This window comes from Saccharospirillum sp. ABV4_185, from assembly GCF_056159245.1.
Genome location: NZ_JBSWUW010000001.1, coordinates 861,250 through 878,764, shown reverse-complemented (window position 1 = coordinate 878,764; position 17,515 = coordinate 861,250). Strand labels below are relative to the sequence as shown.

24 protein-coding genes and 1 pseudogene are annotated in these 17,515 nt (G+C 52.8%); 11 read left to right on the top strand and 14 right to left on the bottom strand.

The window, feature by feature from the left end:
- Nucleotides 1-93: 93 nt before the first annotated feature.
- The 5 genes from ACXAE6_RS03890 to ACXAE6_RS03870 all read left to right on the top strand — a co-directional run bounded on the left by ACXAE6_RS03890 (nucleotide 94) and on the right by ACXAE6_RS03870 (nucleotide 3,149).
- Nucleotides 94-576, top strand: coding sequence for a hypothetical protein (locus tag ACXAE6_RS03890; RefSeq protein WP_475144783.1), 483 nt, complete (start codon nucleotides 94-96; stop codon nucleotides 574-576).
- Nucleotides 577-697: 121 nt separating this feature from the next.
- On the top strand, nucleotides 698-1,057 hold the full coding sequence (locus tag ACXAE6_RS03885; protein WP_475144780.1) for a hypothetical protein: 360 nt from the start codon (nucleotides 698-700) through the stop codon (nucleotides 1,055-1,057).
- Between the two features lie 141 nt (nucleotides 1,058-1,198).
- Nucleotides 1,199-1,612 (top strand): HNH endonuclease signature motif containing protein, encoded by a 414-nt coding sequence (locus ACXAE6_RS03880; RefSeq protein WP_475144778.1) that lies wholly within the window; start codon nucleotides 1,199-1,201, stop codon nucleotides 1,610-1,612.
- Nucleotides 1,613-1,627: 15 nt separating this feature from the next.
- Nucleotides 1,628-2,008, top strand: a complete 381-nt coding sequence (locus tag ACXAE6_RS03875) for a DUF7668 domain-containing protein (RefSeq protein ID WP_475144773.1) — start codon at nucleotides 1,628-1,630, stop codon at nucleotides 2,006-2,008.
- Nucleotides 2,009-2,312: 304 nt separating this feature from the next.
- Complete coding sequence (locus tag ACXAE6_RS03870; RefSeq protein ID WP_475144770.1) at nucleotides 2,313-3,149, top strand: hypothetical protein; 837 nt, start codon at nucleotides 2,313-2,315, stop codon at nucleotides 3,147-3,149.
- Nucleotides 3,150-3,155: 6 nt separating this feature from the next.
- Here the strand turns inward: ACXAE6_RS03870 and ACXAE6_RS03865 are convergent, their stop codons facing one another.
- The 3 genes from ACXAE6_RS03865 to ACXAE6_RS03855 form a co-directional block, all read right to left on the bottom strand.
- Nucleotides 3,156-3,536: a YkvA family protein gene (locus tag ACXAE6_RS03865; RefSeq protein WP_475144767.1), complete on the bottom strand. Its 381-nt coding sequence runs from the start codon at nucleotides 3,534-3,536 to the stop codon at nucleotides 3,156-3,158.
- An 8-nt stretch (nucleotides 3,537-3,544) separates the two neighbouring features.
- Complete coding sequence (locus ACXAE6_RS03860; protein WP_475144763.1) at nucleotides 3,545-5,095, bottom strand: GNAT family N-acetyltransferase; 1,551 nt, start codon at nucleotides 5,093-5,095, stop codon at nucleotides 3,545-3,547.
- 70 nt (nucleotides 5,096-5,165) lie between these two features.
- Nucleotides 5,166-5,474, bottom strand: a complete 309-nt coding sequence (locus ACXAE6_RS03855) for a hypothetical protein (RefSeq protein ID WP_475144759.1) — start codon at nucleotides 5,472-5,474, stop codon at nucleotides 5,166-5,168.
- A gap of 123 nt (nucleotides 5,475-5,597) precedes the next feature.
- Here ACXAE6_RS03855 and ACXAE6_RS03850 point away from each other — a divergent pair, with 123 nt between their 5' ends.
- Together ACXAE6_RS03850 and ACXAE6_RS03845 are read left to right on the top strand one after the other, a co-directional pair.
- Nucleotides 5,598-6,269 (top strand): putative 2OG-Fe(II) oxygenase, encoded by a 672-nt coding sequence (locus ACXAE6_RS03850; protein WP_475144756.1) that lies wholly within the window; start codon nucleotides 5,598-5,600, stop codon nucleotides 6,267-6,269.
- 122 nt (nucleotides 6,270-6,391) lie between these two features.
- Nucleotides 6,392-6,655 (top strand): annotated as a pseudogene (locus tag ACXAE6_RS03845) (nuclear transport factor 2 family protein); the annotation flags it as partial.
- Here ACXAE6_RS03845 and ACXAE6_RS03840 read toward each other — a convergent pair.
- The 6 genes from ACXAE6_RS03840 to nfsA all read right to left on the bottom strand — a co-directional run bounded on the left by ACXAE6_RS03840 (nucleotide 6,652) and on the right by nfsA (nucleotide 10,348).
- A complete protein-coding gene (locus ACXAE6_RS03840) occupies nucleotides 6,652-7,548 on the bottom strand; it encodes a GNAT family N-acetyltransferase (protein WP_475144754.1) in 897 nt (298 codons plus the stop codon). The pseudogene ACXAE6_RS03845 and the gene ACXAE6_RS03840 sit on opposite strands and share 4 nt — an antisense overlap.
- A 50-nt stretch (nucleotides 7,549-7,598) precedes the next feature.
- Entirely contained in the window at nucleotides 7,599-8,072 is a 474-nt protein-coding gene (locus ACXAE6_RS03835) for a GNAT family N-acetyltransferase (RefSeq protein ID WP_475144752.1), read from the bottom strand.
- 6 nt (nucleotides 8,073-8,078) lie between these two features.
- Nucleotides 8,079-8,474, bottom strand: coding sequence for a GFA family protein (locus ACXAE6_RS03830; RefSeq protein ID WP_475144748.1), 396 nt, complete (start codon nucleotides 8,472-8,474; stop codon nucleotides 8,079-8,081).
- A 12-nt stretch (nucleotides 8,475-8,486) separates the two neighbouring features.
- Complete coding sequence (locus ACXAE6_RS03825; RefSeq protein ID WP_475144745.1) at nucleotides 8,487-8,828, bottom strand: GNAT family N-acetyltransferase; 342 nt, start codon at nucleotides 8,826-8,828, stop codon at nucleotides 8,487-8,489.
- A 137-nt stretch (nucleotides 8,829-8,965) separates the two neighbouring features.
- Nucleotides 8,966-9,544 carry a hypothetical protein gene (locus ACXAE6_RS03820; protein WP_475144742.1) on the bottom strand — a complete coding sequence of 193 codons (579 nt, stop codon included), beginning with the start codon at nucleotides 9,542-9,544 and terminating at the stop codon, nucleotides 8,966-8,968.
- 66 nt (nucleotides 9,545-9,610) lie between these two features.
- Nucleotides 9,611-10,348, bottom strand: coding sequence for an oxygen-insensitive NADPH nitroreductase (gene nfsA / locus ACXAE6_RS03815; protein WP_475144740.1), 738 nt, complete (start codon nucleotides 10,346-10,348; stop codon nucleotides 9,611-9,613).
- Nucleotides 10,349-10,490: 142 nt separating this feature from the next.
- Between nfsA and ACXAE6_RS03810 the strand changes: the two genes are divergently transcribed.
- The 3 genes from ACXAE6_RS03810 to ACXAE6_RS03800 are packed head-to-tail and all read left to right on the top strand — an operon-like array spanning nucleotide 10,491 to nucleotide 12,040.
- A complete protein-coding gene (locus tag ACXAE6_RS03810) occupies nucleotides 10,491-11,198 on the top strand; it encodes an AzlC family ABC transporter permease (protein ID WP_475144737.1) in 708 nt (235 codons plus the stop codon).
- A complete protein-coding gene (locus ACXAE6_RS03805) occupies nucleotides 11,195-11,518 on the top strand; it encodes an AzlD domain-containing protein (protein ID WP_475144734.1) in 324 nt (107 codons plus the stop codon). Before ACXAE6_RS03810 ends, ACXAE6_RS03805 begins: the two co-directional genes overlap by 4 nt.
- 51 nt (nucleotides 11,519-11,569) lie before the next feature.
- A complete protein-coding gene (locus ACXAE6_RS03800; RefSeq protein WP_475144731.1) occupies nucleotides 11,570-12,040 on the top strand; it encodes an ion channel in 471 nt (156 codons plus the stop codon).
- Nucleotides 12,041-12,086: 46 nt separating this feature from the next.
- On the opposite strand, the gene ACXAE6_RS03795 is transcribed toward ACXAE6_RS03800, so the two are convergent.
- From ACXAE6_RS03795 to ACXAE6_RS03775, 5 genes are all read right to left on the bottom strand, one after another.
- Nucleotides 12,087-12,665 carry an NnrU family protein gene (locus ACXAE6_RS03795; RefSeq protein ID WP_475144727.1) on the bottom strand — a complete coding sequence of 193 codons (579 nt, stop codon included), beginning with the start codon at nucleotides 12,663-12,665 and terminating at the stop codon, nucleotides 12,087-12,089.
- 100 nt (nucleotides 12,666-12,765) lie between these two features.
- Nucleotides 12,766-13,215, bottom strand: coding sequence for a MarR family winged helix-turn-helix transcriptional regulator (locus ACXAE6_RS03790; RefSeq protein ID WP_475144724.1), 450 nt, complete (start codon nucleotides 13,213-13,215; stop codon nucleotides 12,766-12,768).
- Nucleotides 13,216-13,319: 104 nt separating this feature from the next.
- A complete protein-coding gene (locus ACXAE6_RS03785; protein WP_475144721.1) occupies nucleotides 13,320-14,615 on the bottom strand; it encodes a TRAP transporter large permease in 1,296 nt (431 codons plus the stop codon).
- 8 nt (nucleotides 14,616-14,623) lie between these two features.
- The gene (locus ACXAE6_RS03780) at nucleotides 14,624-15,130 is read right to left on the bottom strand and encodes a TRAP transporter small permease (protein WP_392798454.1); all 507 of its coding nucleotides are present in this window, start codon (nucleotides 15,128-15,130) and stop codon (nucleotides 14,624-14,626) included.
- A 57-nt stretch (nucleotides 15,131-15,187) separates the two neighbouring features.
- Nucleotides 15,188-16,318 carry a C4-dicarboxylate TRAP transporter substrate-binding protein gene (locus ACXAE6_RS03775; RefSeq protein ID WP_475144717.1) on the bottom strand — a complete coding sequence of 377 codons (1,131 nt, stop codon included), beginning with the start codon at nucleotides 16,316-16,318 and terminating at the stop codon, nucleotides 15,188-15,190.
- Nucleotides 16,319-16,756: 438 nt separating this feature from the next.
- Here ACXAE6_RS03775 and ACXAE6_RS03770 point away from each other — a divergent pair, with 438 nt between their 5' ends.
- Entirely contained in the window at nucleotides 16,757-17,515 is a 759-nt protein-coding gene (locus ACXAE6_RS03770; RefSeq protein ID WP_475144714.1) for a crotonase/enoyl-CoA hydratase family protein, read from the top strand.

The window sequence follows — 17,515 nt, the reverse complement described above, 5'->3', positions numbered from 1 at the left end:
CATCCAAATGGTGAAAGGATACGAGGAAATGTAAGTGCCGACGACCGACGGAGAATTGGGCATACGCATGGTCAAATACCTTGAGGTAAACACATGAGCAATCCATCTTATGCTAAAAAAATATTAGGTCAGTGGTTGGTTGGTTCTTACTTTAATAGCTTCAATTTTGGAGGTAATTTTACTCTATATTTTAATCAACCTAAGGAAGTTAAGTATGGTGATAGCATTTTGCCAAAGGATTTTGAGATATCTATTTTGGAAGACTGGTGGATTGGAAATAGACTGACTTGGAATAGGAAGGTCGCTGAACTTGGTTCTGGAGTTGAACCGGATGAACCTGTAAAAGCCTATGAACTGGCAAAGCTCAGATGGTCTGAAGGTGCCCGGGTAAAGCGTTTTGAACTTTCGGAAGGTATATGTGAGATAGAGTTTGATAATGGCTTTTTGATTTGTATTTCTGTAACTGGTGAAGATGATTTCTGCTTTACGCTCAACGAGGTTGTCTATACAAAGGAGCTACCTAAGTTTAATTTTCAATTAGATGAAAGAGGGCTTTTCTTCGACGTCAGAGATTGATCGAGTAGTCTTGACTCCTTTTAACACTGGAGTTTGTATTTTCTAGAAGAAGATTCTTAGCGGATCGGAAACAACATGCTTGAGAAATTTCTCATGTAGTTCAAGGTCCTTAAATATTATTATGAGCGATCTATTAAGCAATATAGAAAGCATATTGCCATTAACTGTGAAAGAGGCATCATGGGATGGTGATGTGCTCGTTCTTGTTGGAGATGGGTGGCAATTTTCAACGCTAAGCGCTTGGCGCGTTAGTAGTCCAGAGTCTGTGCAGTGTGCATGCTTGGATAAGAAAGCTGACGTATTAGTGAGTGAGCTTAAAAACCTGCAAATAGTAGGAATGAGCTTTCAAAGTTCAATTTTAAGTGTTGATCCCGTCTTCGAATTATCCGATGGGAACTTCATAGAAATCTTTTCTACTGAAACTATAGAGTCATGGGTGTTTAGTTTGCCTAATGGCAAAGTGTACGTTGGTGGTACATAATTTTACGCTAAGAGCAGACTCCATATTACGAGGAAGTCAGTTGGAGAAAATCTAAATTTCGTTGTAGAAAATGCCAGCATTTGCATTGTTATAACCAGCGCCATCAATAATTTCTCGCAGGGCAACATTAAAGAAGGTTTGATGGATGTTGCTTTTGTAGCTGTCGATGGCGTAATGATGGCGGTTCCGTTTGCAACAGGTGTAGCGGGTACCATTCGTTATGCAGCCAAAAATGCAGATGATATTGTAGATGCAATAGTAGATGTTGAGAAAAAATCCAATACCTCAACATTGCCAAAACCGGCTAGCGGCCCTGGATCTGCACCTCCTTCAGAACGAGATCCGCAAAGATTTTTTACCCGGGCAGAACGCGAGGCCAAGCGTGCTGAACAGGATCACCAGTGCGCAAATGGATGTGGTACAAGAATTGATAGTTCGAATTCAGCTGGCCATCATATTGACCGGCATGCTGATGGTAGTAGAACTACGCCAGATAATCATGCTGAAGTATGCAGAGATTGTCACAGAGAATTACATTCGGGAACAGTTGAATAAACAGGAATAATGACTATGTCTGATGAATATCCAGTAATCAAAGATGAGAGTAGAGTATGTCCAATCCCTACTAGATGGCGTGAAGTTATTATCGATTTTATTAGCCACCTAATTAATAACGATTATAAATATAACAAGGGTAGGGATGTCATTCTTGTATCCGAAGAAGATATGGATTCTATCAATAAAAATATTAAGTCCTACGGTGTTTCGCTTAAGGCTTTACCAGAGGAGAGTTGGAATACTTCGCAATGCCAATGGATGGTGGATTATTGGGAAATACTTGTTGATTTATACTCAAATGAGGAAGGCAGGAGCGACTTGGTTTTAAGCGCAAACGTATATGAAAGAAATGGGTATTATGAATTTAAATTTTTATCGGTCTATGTTCCATGATTTTTGGGTCAGCGAGAGACATTGTTCGTTATTTAAAAAATAAAAGACGTTTCTGATCTTGTTGAATTGCCATTTAATCACGTGATCAACTGCAAGAGTGTGAGCTAGTTGGAACGACATGACATCGTTTCGATTGACGCCAATGGCGAGAGCGATTTGGGTAATGTTAATATTTTTTATATGGACAAGGACGGTCATCATCTAATGGATAGTTTGGGGCAGGTGGATATTGCATCGGCAATGCCGGCTGTCCTTTTAGATGATAATTAAACACACAATTTGTGTATTTTTATAAGGAATAAAAGTGAATAAAGTCAATATACTTGGTCAGTCAGTAGCATCGTTTCTGCTTTTATTAGTGGCATCGACTTCCTGGTCAGAGGACGTTATTTCGGACCAAAGCTTAACTGAAGAAGTTCAAACGTTTTTTAATGACTACCAGGCATTAGGCCGGGATTTTGATGCCGATGTTCTTCAACTTTATGCGGACGATGCCATTTTATCCGCGACCATTGAGAAGTCGGATGGTACTGAAACGAGCCAACGTCTGAGCGGTTCTCAGTACAAGAGCCTGTATCCAGCAGTTGTACAGCAAGCAAAAGACCTGAACGATTGGAGTGAGTTCAGTAATATTCAGATTGAGCTGTTAAGCGAAAATCGAGCACGCATCAGTGCAGACCGATATTCGCATTACAAGTGCTATGCCGATACCAACTACTTTATGGTGGTGGAAAAACGTGGCGCCGAATGGCGCATCGTGGAAGAGCATCAAGGTTCTCAGGAAGCCATGGCATGCGAGGGAAAGGAGAATACAGACCCCTTGGTTATGGCTTTAATTGCACTGGCGGACACAACCAACCCTCATCTTCCGATGAATGTTGATGCGGATACGGTGCTGGAAAAACTGGAAGCCGATGGGCATCGCCTGGTGTATTACTATCGGTTTGTGCAACTCACCGTAGATGACATATCAAATGAGCAGTTCTACGACATCATGACGCCATTTTTAATCGAGCAAAGCTGTACCCTTCCAAACTTAAAACCATTGCTGGATAACGGTGCTGTGTTGGTTTACAGCTACAGTGGTGCTGAGGGTGCGTTGATTGGGGAAATCGAAGTTATCATCGAAGATTGCCCCTAAACAAAGCTAGAACCGCCGCAGCAAAATATCCACCAGCCAAGCTGCGGCGGCAACCCAAAGCACGAGGATCAAAGCGCCAGCGGTTCTGCTGGCGCTGATCGGTCCGAATTCTTCGGCGCGTTCAGTGCACTCTGTGCGCACCTCGGCCGGTATCATCCGATCGACCAGCCACAACCCAATCGGCACCAACAGAAGATCATCGAGCAAGCCAAAGACGGGGATAAAATCGGGAATCAAATCGATGGGTGACAGCGCATAGGCGACCACCAGTATGCCCAAAGCGCGGGCGTACCAGGGCGTTCTTGAGTCGCGCACGGCCAAGTATAAAACCACCAGCCGGGTTTTCATGGCGGTGGCGAATTGTTTCAGTTTTTTATACATGGCCATGGCACTCGTTAGTCGTCACCACGGCTGAGTTGCACGCGCCGTTTTAAGCTGAATAAATCTTTGCGGCGGTCTTTCAGGTTGGTGACCGAGCCTTCATTGCGGACGATCTTCAAGCGTGAAAAATCCAGATCTGAGAAGAAAATCATCTCGGTGTTGGGCGTGGTTTCGTTCAATACCGCATCGTGTGGGAAGGCGAAATCGGACGGACTGAACACCGCTGACTGAGCGTATTGAATATCGAGGTTTTCAATGGATGGCAGGTTGCCGACGCTGCCGCAGATAACGACATAACATTCGTTTTCAATGGCGCGAGCCTGAGCACAATGACGCACCCGCAGGTAACCGTTTTTGGTGTCGGTCCAGAACGGCACGAACAGAATGTCCATGTCGTCGTCGGCGAGCAGGCGCGACAGTTCGGGGAATTCCACGTCGTAGCAGATCAGCATGCCAATGCGGCCAGCATCGGTTTGAAAGACCGCCAGTTCGTGGCCACCTTCGATCACCCAGTCGCGTTTTTCCTGCGGCGTAATATGCAGTTTGGCCTGGCGTTCGGTGGTACCGTCGCGGCGGAATAAATAAGCGACATTATAAAGCCGCTGATCGTCGCCTTCTTCGATCATCGAACCGCCGATAATATTGATGTTGTAACTCACCGCCATCCGCGACAGTTCGCTTTTGAAAGCTTCGGTGTGAGTCCCTAAATAACGAATGGCCGCGACCTGATCGGACTGATCGGTCAGGCCCATCAGCGGTGCATTAAACAGCTCTGGAAAGACGGCGAAGTCGCTTTGATAATCCGATAAAGCATCGACAAAATATTCGACTTGTTGCAGTACCTGATCGACCGATTCGAACACCCGCATTTGCCACTGAACAGCACCGACGCGTGCCTGGGTTCGGGTGTTTTCGATGACGCGATCAGCCGGTTCAAAGAGGATATTGTTCCATTCCAGTAAGGTGGCGTAGCCGTGCGATTTTTCATCTTCGGGCAGGTATTTGCGCATCAGCCGTTTGACCTGAAAATCGTTGGCCAGCTGGAAAGATAAAATCGGATCGTGGATTTCCTTACGCGCGACCTGATCGATGTATTCAGTTGGTTTCAGTTGGTCCGAATGTTCGTGATAATTAGGAATGCGACCGCCCGCCAGAATGGCGCGCAGATTCATCGAACGGCACAGTTCCTTGCGCGTGTCGTACAGGCGACGACCGAGACGGTGACCGCGGTAATCCGGATCGATCAATACGTCCAGACCGTAGAGCGCATCGCCATCTGGATTGTTCAGAATAATTTCGCGATGGCCGATCAGGTCGTCATATTTATGCGGGTTGGAAAAGGTGGCGTAGTCGACCAGCAAACTGAGTGCGACCCCGACCAGCACGCCATCGTCGTCGATAACGATCTGGCCATCCGGGAAATCGGCGACCAGGGTGTCGATGGTTTCTTTGTACCAGGCACCGCCGATGTCGTCGTAGACACGATCCATCAACCGTTTCAACTGAGGGTAATCCTCGCTGGTCAGGTTGCGCAGGTTCAGGTGAGTGTCGTCCTGTTGCAGCATTGATCGGCTCCGCGGCGTTTAAAAGTGGAAGGCCGCTATTGTAGCAACGAAACCGGGCCGACAGCGAAGATCAGTCGGTGACCAGCAGCAAAAGCAGGCTGATGATTTGGATGGTCAGCAGGGCCATGGCCAGTCGATTGGCGCGCACGGCCAGGCGCTGATAGAGGGCGTGCCAGAGCATCAAGAGCAGGCCGGCCATAGTGGCCGGGGTCAACCAGAGCAGCGCGAACAGCAGATAAGCCGTGACGGGAGGGCCTGGGTCGTGGCCGGTTAACAGCAGCCCGCTGAACACCAGGGTAATAAACCAAACCGGGACGCTGATGATCAGCACGAGATGGGCCAACAAGGGCAACAGCCAGGGCCTGGAGGCTTGCGTCATAATGGCGACTCGGCAAAGGTGACTTAAGCAGATTAGTCAGCCTGATGAGGCGCGGCAATAGCGCTGTTCCTAACCCAGTGTGATCGCTACACTGCGGATCATTATTCAACCTCCGACTGTGCTATGACCGACACCCTGATCACCGATCCGCCCGATATCGAACACTGGCCCACCTGGACCACCGATTTGTTTCTGTGCACCAACCCTTACCATGACATGATGAAGCAGCCGGTACTCGATGCCATCAAGGCGCATCGTGATCAATCCCAGCAGGCTATCGCCAGCCAGGTAGCGGTGAGCGCCAAACACGCCCTGTTCGAAAGTGAGCTGGATTTTCTCGACAGCGACGATGCCGACCTGCAAACCTTGCGTCAGTTGCTCACCGATCTGGTGCTTGAATGCGCGGCCAGCGTGAACGAACCCTACTGGCCGGACGACGCTGAACCCGATGCCCAGATTATTGAAAGCTGGTATCACCTTACCGCTAATGGCGGTTATCACGATGCCCATTCACACCCCAATTGTTCCTGGTGCGGTATTTATTGTCTCGACCCTGGCGCCTCGGATTTGCAGACCCGCAACGGCGTAAACCGTTTTTACGACCCGCGCCATAACGCCGCTCATTATATGGATGCCGGTACGGCTTATCTCGATGGCACCGGTTTTTGGGACGTGGCACCCGTGGCTGGCCAGGTAGTGATTTTTCCGTCCTATTTAAAGCACTCGGCGTTGCCGTATTTTGGCGATCAAGAACGGGTGGTCTTGGCCTTTAATGCGCGGGTGGATTTGTTATGAAAGAGATCGCAGCGATGACTCCCGCCGAACTCTTGGACAATTATGAAAAGGCGCTGGCGTCACAACGCTGGTCGGTTGTTGAACCGCTGTTACACGACAATGTCTGAGTTACCTTTGCCAACGGCACCTTTAAAGGCAAGGCCGCCGTCCGCGCCGTTTTTGAACAGAATTTTCGCAGCATTGAAGATGAGCGCTACGCCATTACCAATCTGCATTGGGCCTATCAGTCAGCCACTTCAGCCATCGCGCTCTATGAATTTCACTGGCAGGGAATGATCGACGGCGAAGCCGCTTCTGGTAGCGGCCGTGGCACTACGGTGTTAATTTTTGAACAAGGCCGCTGGTGGATTATTACTGAACACTTAGGTCCTTTCGCTGACGACTAAACCGGCTTGCGAAAGAATACACGCTGGTAGCCCCGGTCCAGACGACGGTCGGTTTGCTGATAACCCAGGTTTGGGTAAATGGTCAGGTTCGCGGTCATTTTTTCATTAGTGAATAATTCCACCGCTAGAAAACCTTCCGCCTTTGCTTTGCGTTCCACATAGTCGATCAAACGCTTGCCAATACCGCGTCCGGTAAAGGCAGGCAATACCGCGACCGCATCCAGATGCAATGCATCACCATCCGGATAGCAGGCAACATAACCGGCAAACTGAGACTGGTATTGGGCGATGAAAATTTGCTGCTTGCTGATCTGGTCGTCGAAGTCGGCATCCATAGGCGCTGGTCGTTTGCCTATCGCTTCGATGTACTGAGCGAACGCCTGTTCGGCGCAATCGCGAATGGCAATAACATCCGCTGCTTGGGCGATTAAAATTTCGATCCCGTCGGTCGGTGCATCAAACTGATAGTAGATATCGAATTCACCTTCGTGTTTTGGTTTAAAACCATGCCGACGATAAAAACGATTGGAACGACTGCCTTTTAATGCACCCAAGCGAATGGGTTTTTGCTGCTGTTGTGCGATCATTTTAATGTCAGTAATAACGACACTGCCAATGCCGAAGCTCTGAAATTCCGGGTCGATGTAGCAATGATCCAGATAGAGATGGTCAACTTTATTCAGCAACACATAAAAGCCGACTAACTTATCCTGATAGAAAATCTTTTGCGTATCGTCGGGCTGGAAGGTGCTGAGCAATCGTTGCCGAACACGCTGCTCATCATAACGGCCCACTAATTCGAGGCTGGGCTGCATTGCCCTGGCGCGGATGTCGGCTAAGGCGATAGCATCAGAGAGTTGGGCTGAGGAGTATTCCAGGTCAGATGGTTTCATCACAAGGCGGCGTTAATGATTAACAGAGGCGGCATCCGAATACTTGGTTTTTAGGTTACAGACTTAACGTACAGCATAGTCGGTAAGCCGTCCCAAAGATCTTCAGTTTGAAAGAGCTTTTTAAAACCGCAGGCTTCATAAAATGCTCGGGTTTTACGGTAGCCTGGGTGTGGCAAAGTATCGCCCAGCGTTTTTACGTGCAGGAAGTCGCATCGATGATGGCGAGCGAGTGATTCTGCCGCAGCGAACAATTGTTTACCGATGCCTTCTCGATGGTGTGCCAGGCTGACCGCCATTGAATAAATTTCTGCCGTTGTGTCGTAGTGCCACTGCAGCGATATAACGCCTTCGACTTTATTATCGATCAACGCCACCAGAGAGTTTGTTTCACTCAATTGTTCAGCGTACTCAGTATTTAGTTCTTCACTGCCAAACCAGCCATCGAGCTCGGCGAAGATGTCAAAACATCTTGATCTGTAGCTGTCTTGAAAAGTCTGAATCAGAGGCTTCTGTGTTGTCGACATCGAAGATTATTCCCGCTCTTTATGTTGCGGCAGAGCATCGCTAATGTCGTACCAGACCGCCTTCGAGCCAACAAACATATGTTCGCTTGGGCGGATACCAGGGTCGCCTTCTACCGTTCCCAGAGCAACGCTCGTTAAGCGTCCGTCGGCGCCCGGCATGCCCAAACTGGAGCCGCAGGTTTTGCAGAAGGCCCAGCCTTTGCCAGGGTTCGGCTCGTAAATACCGACTTGGTCTTCGCCTTGCAACCAGTGGAAGTTATCGGGGTTAAAATCCGCATAGCTGGAAAAGGCAGCGCCGTGAAAGCGGCGACACATTGAGCAGTGGCAATGCTCGGCACTGTCCAGCGGACCTTCGATCCGATAACGAATTTTCCCGCACAGACAGCCGCCTTCAATACTCATCTTGGTATCCTGTTATGGATGGCTCATCACATACTCGATATGGCCAGTGTGCTCATCGGTTTGTTCGCTGCTGATGTTAAAACCCCGTGCCAAATAAAACGCTACGCTGGGTGCATTATCTTTATAGACAGTCAGTTCGAGTTGCCTGCGCTGTTGCAGCGCATGCGCCATCAGTTGGCTGCCAATGCCTGCTCCCTGGTGCCCGGGGTCAACAAAGAGTGCAGCCAGGCTGTTGTCGTGCAACGCATAAAAGCCGAGAACGACGGACTCTTTTTCGTAGACATACACTTGTGATGCCGGGATATAAAGATCACGCATGGCATCCAGATGATTACTCCAGAATTCGGCTGCCACAAAGTCATGTGCTTTGATCGATGCGGTCAGCTAGATGTCCAGTACGCTATCAATATCGTCAGCGCAATAACTGCGGATCATAGCGGGCATTATCTCCGGGGTCTTTTATTAGCCTATCGCCAAGACCGGTAAATCAGTCAGTGGTGTTCTTTGGGTTGATAGTGGGCTACGGCTTCAATCGAGCCGAGGCTACTGAATTCGACCGTTACCTTCGGCAAACTCAGATAATGACAAATTCGAATCAGTACCGCGCCGATGGCGATGGTCAAGATGGCATTAAAACCGACCATAAGCGTCTGGAAATTTTGCACATCGGCAGGGCCATGAATGATGCTGGCTCGGGCCAGTGGCAGTTCGGCCATAAACAGAGTCATCAGTATCAGGTTGATGACTTTCCAGGCTAAGCCGATGATCAATAAATTGATCAGCAGTCTGCGCGCCCATTCGAAGCGATTCAGTACGCCGATGGCAGCAATAAAAAGCGCGGCTGAAAGTGCCGTAAACAAGCCGACCAGCCAATGCAGATGCACCGCCAGAAAACGGGCCAGCGGTGGTGCACTGGACAGGTTTCGGCTCAGTTCCGGCAGAAAGTCTGGATAGAGCCAGTAGATCAACAAATTTTGCGCGATGCCGATTAAGGTCATCAGGGCGGCGAGGATAATAAAGACCCAGGCGATCAGGGTGACAGAGTCTGATCTCAGTTCCTGTTCGGGCATGGACGGCGTCTCCTGAATTGTGCGTCGAGCGGGCGTCGTTATTCGACGCCTCTGTTTTATCTGTAGTTATTCTTTGATGAAACCACGGCTTTGCAAAAACGGCAGCATGTGCGGTCGCGCTTCTTTTTGCAGCATGCCGGAAATCTGTTCGGTCCAGCTTTGACTGCGTGGGTTGCCGGTGCGCGTCTGATAGTACTGACGCACCTGGTCATCATAGTCGCGCAGAGCGGCTTCGTCGTCAGCGTCGCTGTAACTTTCCTGCTTCAGTACCACCGACAGTGGCAGGCGCGGTTTCACTTCCGGGTTCTGGTCCGGGTGGCCGATGCACAGCCCGAACAGCGGATAGCTCAGGTGCGGTAATTGCAATAATTCAGCAACCGCCTCGGGGTTGTTACGCAAGGCGCCGATGTAGCAGATGCCCAGACCCTGATTCTCAGCTGCGACCACAACGTTTTGAGCGAACAGCGCGCAGTCGACCGAGGCGGTCAGAAACTGCTCGGTAAAGCCGCTTTTCATCGGGGCGTTGTGCATATCGCAGGCAATTTGATGGCGATGCATGTCGGCGCAGAACACCAGAAAAACCGGCGCATCATTAACATAAGCCTGATTGTTGGCAAGTTCTGCCAGCCGCTCGCGCCGTTCGCCCTGACTCACCTGTATCACTGTGCAGGCTTGAATAAAGCTGGAAGTGGCCGCCGCCTGACCGGCGCGGATCAGTTCTTCAACGGTGCTTTGTGCGACTGGCTCGGTGGTGAACTTGCGGATGGATCGGTGGTTTTGCAGTTGGCTGAGAATGTTGGTCATGGTGGACTCCAACCGAAAATGATCGGTTGATTTTATCATTGATTGACGCCTTTGGCGGTGCCCTGATCGCTATTTCCAGTCGGGCTTGTATTGCCCCAACCAGCGCGGTACAAAGCGGCTGGGTTTTATTAGGGGCGAATGGGTGACGTCATCTTCTGGATCAGCGCTGCGCTTATGGGCTTCCGGCCTGGCGGCAAGTGCGTCATTGGCCGTGGGTTATTTCCCGGTGGCTTTTTCCTTTGGTGTGGTGGCTTTGCAGGCGCAGCTCAGCGGCGTTCAGGCCATGCTGATTTCACTGATTGTGTTTGCCGGCGCCTCGCAATTTGTGCTGGTCAGTCTGGTGGTGGCCGGCACCGGTTTTTGGCCGGCCTTGTCGGCACTCTGGATGCTCAATCTGCGCCATCTGTTTTATGGCCCGGCGTTGGTTGCTCAGTTAGAGCGTCCGCCGGGCAAATTGCTGCCCTTTGTCGCCTGGGGGCTGACCGATGAAATGTTCGCTACTGCCATGGCCGAATCCACGCGCCGGCCGTTACCACCGGCCTGGTGTCTGGGCGTTGGTTGCGGCGCTTACGGTTCCTGGCTGTCGGGTACTCTGGTTGGCGTCTGGCTGGGTACGGAATTGGGCGGCGCTGATGGCTGGCTGAGCGATGCGCTGTCCTTTGTGTTGCCGGCGCTCTTTATTGCCTTGCTGGGGCAGGCTTTTGAGCGTTCCTTGTGGCCGGTGATTGCATTCACGCTGGTGGTCACGGCGTTGGCGTTGATCTGGTTGCCATCACACCTGGCGTTGATGATTGGCATGGTGCTTGGCGCCTGTGCCCGGCCGCTGACGCAGAAGGAGAGCAATGCATGACCCATCATGAGCTGTTGTTGCTGATTTTGTTGGCCGGTCTGGGTACCTATCTGATGCGCCTGTTGCCGATGCTTTATGGCCAGCAACTGGCGGCTGGTCGCGGTGCTTTGGCGCTGGTGTTGAGTGCATTGGGCGTGGCGGCGATTAGCGCGCTGGTCGTGGTGTCACTGGTTGATCTGGCCGCTCAGCAGGTTGGAGTAATGCGTTTGCTGTTGGCGTCGCTGGCGGTGCTGGCCACCTTGAAAGTCGCCCGCAATGTCGGTGTGGCGACCTTGACCGGGGCACTGCTATACGGTCTGCTGGGATTATGGCTGGCCTGACCGCAACGCACGTCCGGCGCAGGTTGCTGGCTCAGTGGCGAAGGAGGTTCCATGTCTTTGGATTCATGGGGTTATGTGGTCGATCAATACGGCGTCAAAAATTATCGACTGACGTTCTTATCCTTGTTGGCGGTATTGATCTTGTACGGCTGCATTGGCGCTCTGTCGCCGGTGTTGCTGTGGTTTGAACGTGCCGCCGCCAACGCCAATATTCACAGCTACGCCGATGCCTTCTGGACCTTGCAGATGGCGGCGTCGACCATTGGTTTTGGTGATTATTATCCGGTGTCCTTTGGTGGCCGGTTGATCGTCGCCCTGATGTTTTATCTGGGTGTTGGTCTGGTGGGTTTTATCGGCGCTTTGGTGGCCGATAAGTTACTGGGCTTTGCTGATACCAATGTTAAAAATCGCGAATTGCGCGAACAGAATGCGGTGTTGCTGGCGCACAATCGCGAGCTGGAACGCAAGATCGATAAATTACTGGATCGGTTCGAAGCCGGTATCGAGCAGGAAAAACAGTAGCGGTTATCCTCTTTGCTCAACAAAGTGGAATAACCGCTTGACGCTGTTAGCCGAAAGGACGAACACCGATCAACAGGCCGTGCAGCCAGAACGCAAAGACGCCATAACCCACCAGACCGACGACTAACACCGCCAGATCACGACCGATGCCGAGCGCCGGATAGGTCACTCCCTCAGCGCGATCACGCCGCCGTGAGACCGCAAAGTCGGCAATCGCCCAAACCAGAAAACCACCGAACAACAGCAGATCGGCCAGGGTGCCATTGGCGATTAAATGCGCCAGCGCCCAGACCTTGGTCGCCAGCAGCATGGGATGCCCCATGCGTGCCTTGATGCGGTTGCCGGGAATGTAGGCCGCCGCCAGTAACACAAAAGCCAGCAGCATCAGCAAGGCTGCCAGATGATAGGTCCAGGTCGGGCTGACCCACAGCCAGACCGGCGCCATGCGCGCCTGGCCGTAACCCCAGACGATTAACGCCAAGCCCGCCAGTGATACCACCGAGAACAGACCTTTCCAGGTCATTTCACCGAGTTTTTCGAGCAGCGCCGTACGGACGCCAGGAATAAAGATGCGCACCGAATGGGCGCCGAGAAATAACACCAGGCCAAGGATTAACGCCGCCATCATCATGCCTCCATCAAAGGTCGTTGTTGTAGTCGAGCACGGTGCGGCCAGAGTAGAGGGGTTTGGCGAGGCTGTATATATGTCGAAAGGTCAGTCGCGCTTAACGCTCCAGATCAATGACGCGGGTCAGAATACTGAGCAGCCATTCTTTTTCACCCGAGTTCATCACCTGTTCAAAATGAGCTTCGTGAGCGAGCACTTTTTTGTGCAGATCATCGGTGAAACGGATGCCGTGTTCGGTGAGGTAAAGCGCGTAAGAGCGGCGATCATTTTCTGAAGGCTGGCGTTCAATCAGCGCCAGTTTTTCCAGCTTGTCGACCGCCGCCACCATGGCCGAGCGGTCGGTTTCAATGGCCTGGGCGACAGCGGTCTGGGTCAGCCCCGGGTTGTTGCGGACGATCGCCAGAATACCAAACAGACCGGGAGTGACGCCGAAGTCGGCGCAGGTCGCGGTGAAGTTTTCAAAGTAGGCGAGCTGAGCCCGACGCAGCCGATAACCGACCAGTGAATTCAGCAGGCTGTAGTCGATGCCGGTCTTGGTCTCGCTCATAGATGTCTTATCGTCCTGTTGGATATAGCAAGCTGGATGAAGCCAGCAAAGGTAACGCTCAAAGCGGTGCAGTTTATCACCATCACCGCCTGTTCCGCCCGGTATCAACCGGTCATAAAGAGCACCAGTTCCGGCCACAGAATGACCAGCGTAACCACCACCAGGTCGGCGACCAGAAAATAAGCCACTCCTTTGAAAATATCGACCAGGCTGGCGTACTGGGCTGCCACCGATCGAATCACAAAGATGTTCATGCCCACCGGTGGCGTGATCATGCCAATTTCCAGCAGCTTGACCAGCAGCACGCCAAACCAGATCAGGCTGATGTCGTATTGCTCGAACACCGGCAACAGAATCGGCAGGGTGACCAGCATGGCGCCGAAGGGGTCCATAAAGAGACCGAGGAACAGATAAATCAGCACCACCACGAGCATCAGTTGCAGAAAGCCGAGCTCCCAGTTGGTAACGGCCACGCTGATAAAACCGGCCAGGCCCGAGAGGCTCAGGAACACAGTGAACATGGTGGCACCGACACCGATGATCAGCAGCGAGGCGGTGGTCGATAGCGTCTCCAGCAGGGCGGTCTTTAACTGATTGGGCTTGAGTTTGCCCAGCGCAAAACTGATCAATAAGGCCCCGGCAGCACCGACGGCACCAGCTTCGGTGGCGGTGAAAAAGCCACTGAACAGGCCGCCAAATACCAGCGTACCCAGGGCCAGCACCGGCCAGATCTCCAATACCGCCTGGCGTACCGAGTAACCTTCCGCGCCTTGGGCAACACGCGGTGCGATGTCGGGCCGCAACCAGCTGACAATGAGAATCACCAGGCTGTAACTGATGGCCGTCAGCAAGCCGATGGTGATGCCACCGAGAAACACCTGGGTAATGGAGGTTTGGGCGAAGACGCCGTAGATGATCATTAAAATGGAGGGCGGAATCAGCGCGCCAATGGTACCGCCGGCGGCGATGGTGCCGCAGGCGAAACTCGGTTTATAGCCGGAGCGCACCATTTCCGGAATGGCGATGCGTCCCATGGCCGCAGCGCAAGCCAGGCTGGAACCACTGACCGCCGCAAAGCCGGAAGCGGCAAAAATACTGGAAATCGCCAGGCCACCCGGCAGCCAGCGAAACACCACCTTGGCGGCGTTAAATAAGCCTGCGGTTAAGCCGGCGTGATAGCTGACAAAACCCATCAGCAAAAACATCGGTACCGCGCTCAGGGTCCACTTGGCGATAAAGTCGTAAGGCGTGGACGCCAGCAAGCTGAGCGCGGTTTCCCAGCCCAGCATCAGGCTGAGGCCACCGAGCGATACCACCATCAACGCCAAAGCTACCGGCACGCGCAATGCGAGCAGCAGCATCAACACCAGCAAGCCATAAAAACCGGTTTCAATCGACATGCGTTTGCCTACTGCGAAGCCATCGCAGGCGTAAGGTGATGCAGCCGCACAATGCGGATCAGGCACACCAGGCCAGCGAGGGCAAAAGAAAGCGGCAGTACGAAATAGGTCGGCCAGACCGGAACTGCCAGATCGAGCGCCATCACGTAAGCGCCCAGCTCAAATTGTTCGACCGCCTTGTCCCAGGTGGCCAGGGTAAAAATGCCATAGAGGCCGGCGGCGAGCAGCGCCACCAGACTGTCCAGCCAGCGCACACCGGCGTCGCCTAAGATCGATGAAAAGGCTTCAACGGTGATCATCTGTTGTTTCCATTCCACCCAACCGAGGGGCAATAACACCAGGGTGATCATGTAGTAGCGAGTCACCAGTTCGATGGTCGCCGGCACTGAAATAGACAGCGTCGAGCGCAATACCACATCGAGGGTGACGTGCAGCATCATGGCGATAATGCCTAGGGTGCCGAGCAAAGCCAGACCCGCCACCAGGCGATCGGAAAGTTGATACAGCCAGCGCATCAGCAAGGTTCTCCGAGCAATAACCAACCGACCCGACGCTTGTCGGGCCGGTACCACTTAGAGACCGTAAGTCGAGAAATCGACCTGATCCCAGACTTCGCTGTTCACTTCGTCGGCGATTTTTTGCGGGTCGTTATCGACCGAGTTGGCAAAAGCAGTCCACTTGTCGACCAGCGCTTCAAAGCGTTCAACCTTGGCCGCTGCATCGGCAATGCCGTCGCGTTCCTGCGCCAGTTCGATGGCTTTTTGCAGGTCTTCGCGCTGGTAGGCGTTGGATGCATCAAGCAACTCGGCGCTCGGTTCGATGAACTCGATACCAGCGTCACGCGCAGCGGATTCGGCCGCTGACGGCATTTCATAGCCCCAGCGCTGGGTTGCCAGCGCACTGGCGTAGCTGGAGGTTTCTGCCATGATGCGACGCTTATCTTCGTCAAGGCCAGCCCAGGTGCGGGCGTTGATGGCGTGCGAGATGGTGGAATGGTAAGTCCCCATCGGCAGGGTGGTGATGTGGGTGACGACATCGTCCAGGCGGAAGGAAATCAGATCCGCGGTGGAGGCGATGGTGCCATCGAGCACACCCTGAGAAATGGCTTCGAAGGTTTCACCGACCGAGACGTTAGCACCATCGGCGCCCATTTCTTCGGCCCAGCGCGCAAAGTGCGGGCCCCCGACGCGCAACCGCAAACCTTGCAGATCGTCGAGATCACGCACCGGTTTGGTGGTCAGCAGCACATAGGTATCGGAGGAATGGCTGGAGCCGTAGACCACACCCAACTGCTTCAATTGGGCCTGGCAATCGGCGCAGGTAACAATGTATTCGGTCATGGCTGCCGCCATCGCCTGAGCGTTGCTGCCCAGGAAGGACAGGTTGCCCACCAGGTTGATCTCGGACAGATCAGCCGGGAAATAGGCCGGCAGGAACATGCCCGCATCGGACAGGCCGGAACGGATGGCGGTGCGCATATTGCCCAGGTTGGCGACTTCGGTACCGAGGATGGTGCCGGTCAGTTCGCCATTGGTGCGCGCATCGATCTGTTCAGCAAAGGCGGTAAAAAGCGGCGTATGGCCGGGATGTGCCGGAGGCGTTCCGGGCGTCAGACGCAGTGTTTGGGCACTGGCCTGGGCGCCGAACAAACCGCACGCCAGCAGCAAAGCCGCCACAGCGGCGGGGAGTTTCTTGGTCAGCATCGTTCGAACCTCTAGTTTTTGTTGGACTTGTTCTTAGAGCCGGGCGGTGCCCGCAACGATCGTTTTGTCAGGCCGAAAAGCCTGGTCGCCGAGAGCGTATTGTCGCCGGCGCACGTTGAGGTTTATGGCACAGATTGTTGTGTTCATCAACAAAAATCCGGAGTCAATTGGTCGAGGTATGGTTATCGATTCTGTTTGGAATGGCGCTGTATTGCCCGTTTTAAGGGGCCTTATCCTTTATCAGTCTGAAATCGTCCGGGCTTAGCTTTAAACGTCATAAAAATAAATTGTTTACAAATACAACAATCATGGCTAGGTTTTTTAGCCACAGCAGCGGACCCTCAAATGGGACCGGCAACAACAAGACTTCATAGCCTGAACCGCTGCCCGATGATCCATTTCACAACCGCTGCGGCGGTGTTGCACACAGGTCCGAGCATGACACAGACGCCTCTGGTGAACTTCGACGTGAGCGAAGGTATTGCCCATATCCGCCTTAACCGGCCGGACAAACACAACGCCATCAACGATGCTCTGTTGCTGGAGCTGGAAGCCTGTTTCGATCCGGTACCCGAAGGCGTGCGCGTCATCGTACTCAGCGGCGCCGGCGATAACTTCTGTGCCGGTCTGGATCTGGCTGAACATCAGGCGCGTGAACCTTTCGATGTGGTTAAACATTCGCACAGCTGGCACCGGGTGTTCGGCAAAATTCAGCAGGCCGGTGTGCCGGTGATTGCCGTTTTGAAAGGCGCTGTCATCGGTGGCGGTCTGGAACTGGCGTCGGCGGCGCATATTCGCGTGGCCGAACCGACCACTTATTTCCGACTGCCTGAAGGTCGTCACGGTATTTTTGTTGGCGGTGGTGCCTCGGTGCGGGTGGCGCGCCTGATCGGCACCGGTCGTATGACCGACATGATGCTCACCGGTCGCACCCTCGACGCCGACGAAGCCGAGCGTTTTGGCCTGGTGCAGTATCGCGTCGAGCCCAACGCCGGTGATGCCAAAGCCGAGGAGTTGGCACGCACCATCGCGACCAATTCTGAGTTGTCGAACTGGGCCATGGTGTCGGCCTTGTCGCGCATCGAAAACATGAGTTCCGACGATGGTTTGTTTACCGAATCGCTGGTCGCCGGCATCACTCAAACCAGTCCGGAAGTTCAGGCCCGTATCGGTCAGTTTTTAAATAGGAAAAAATAA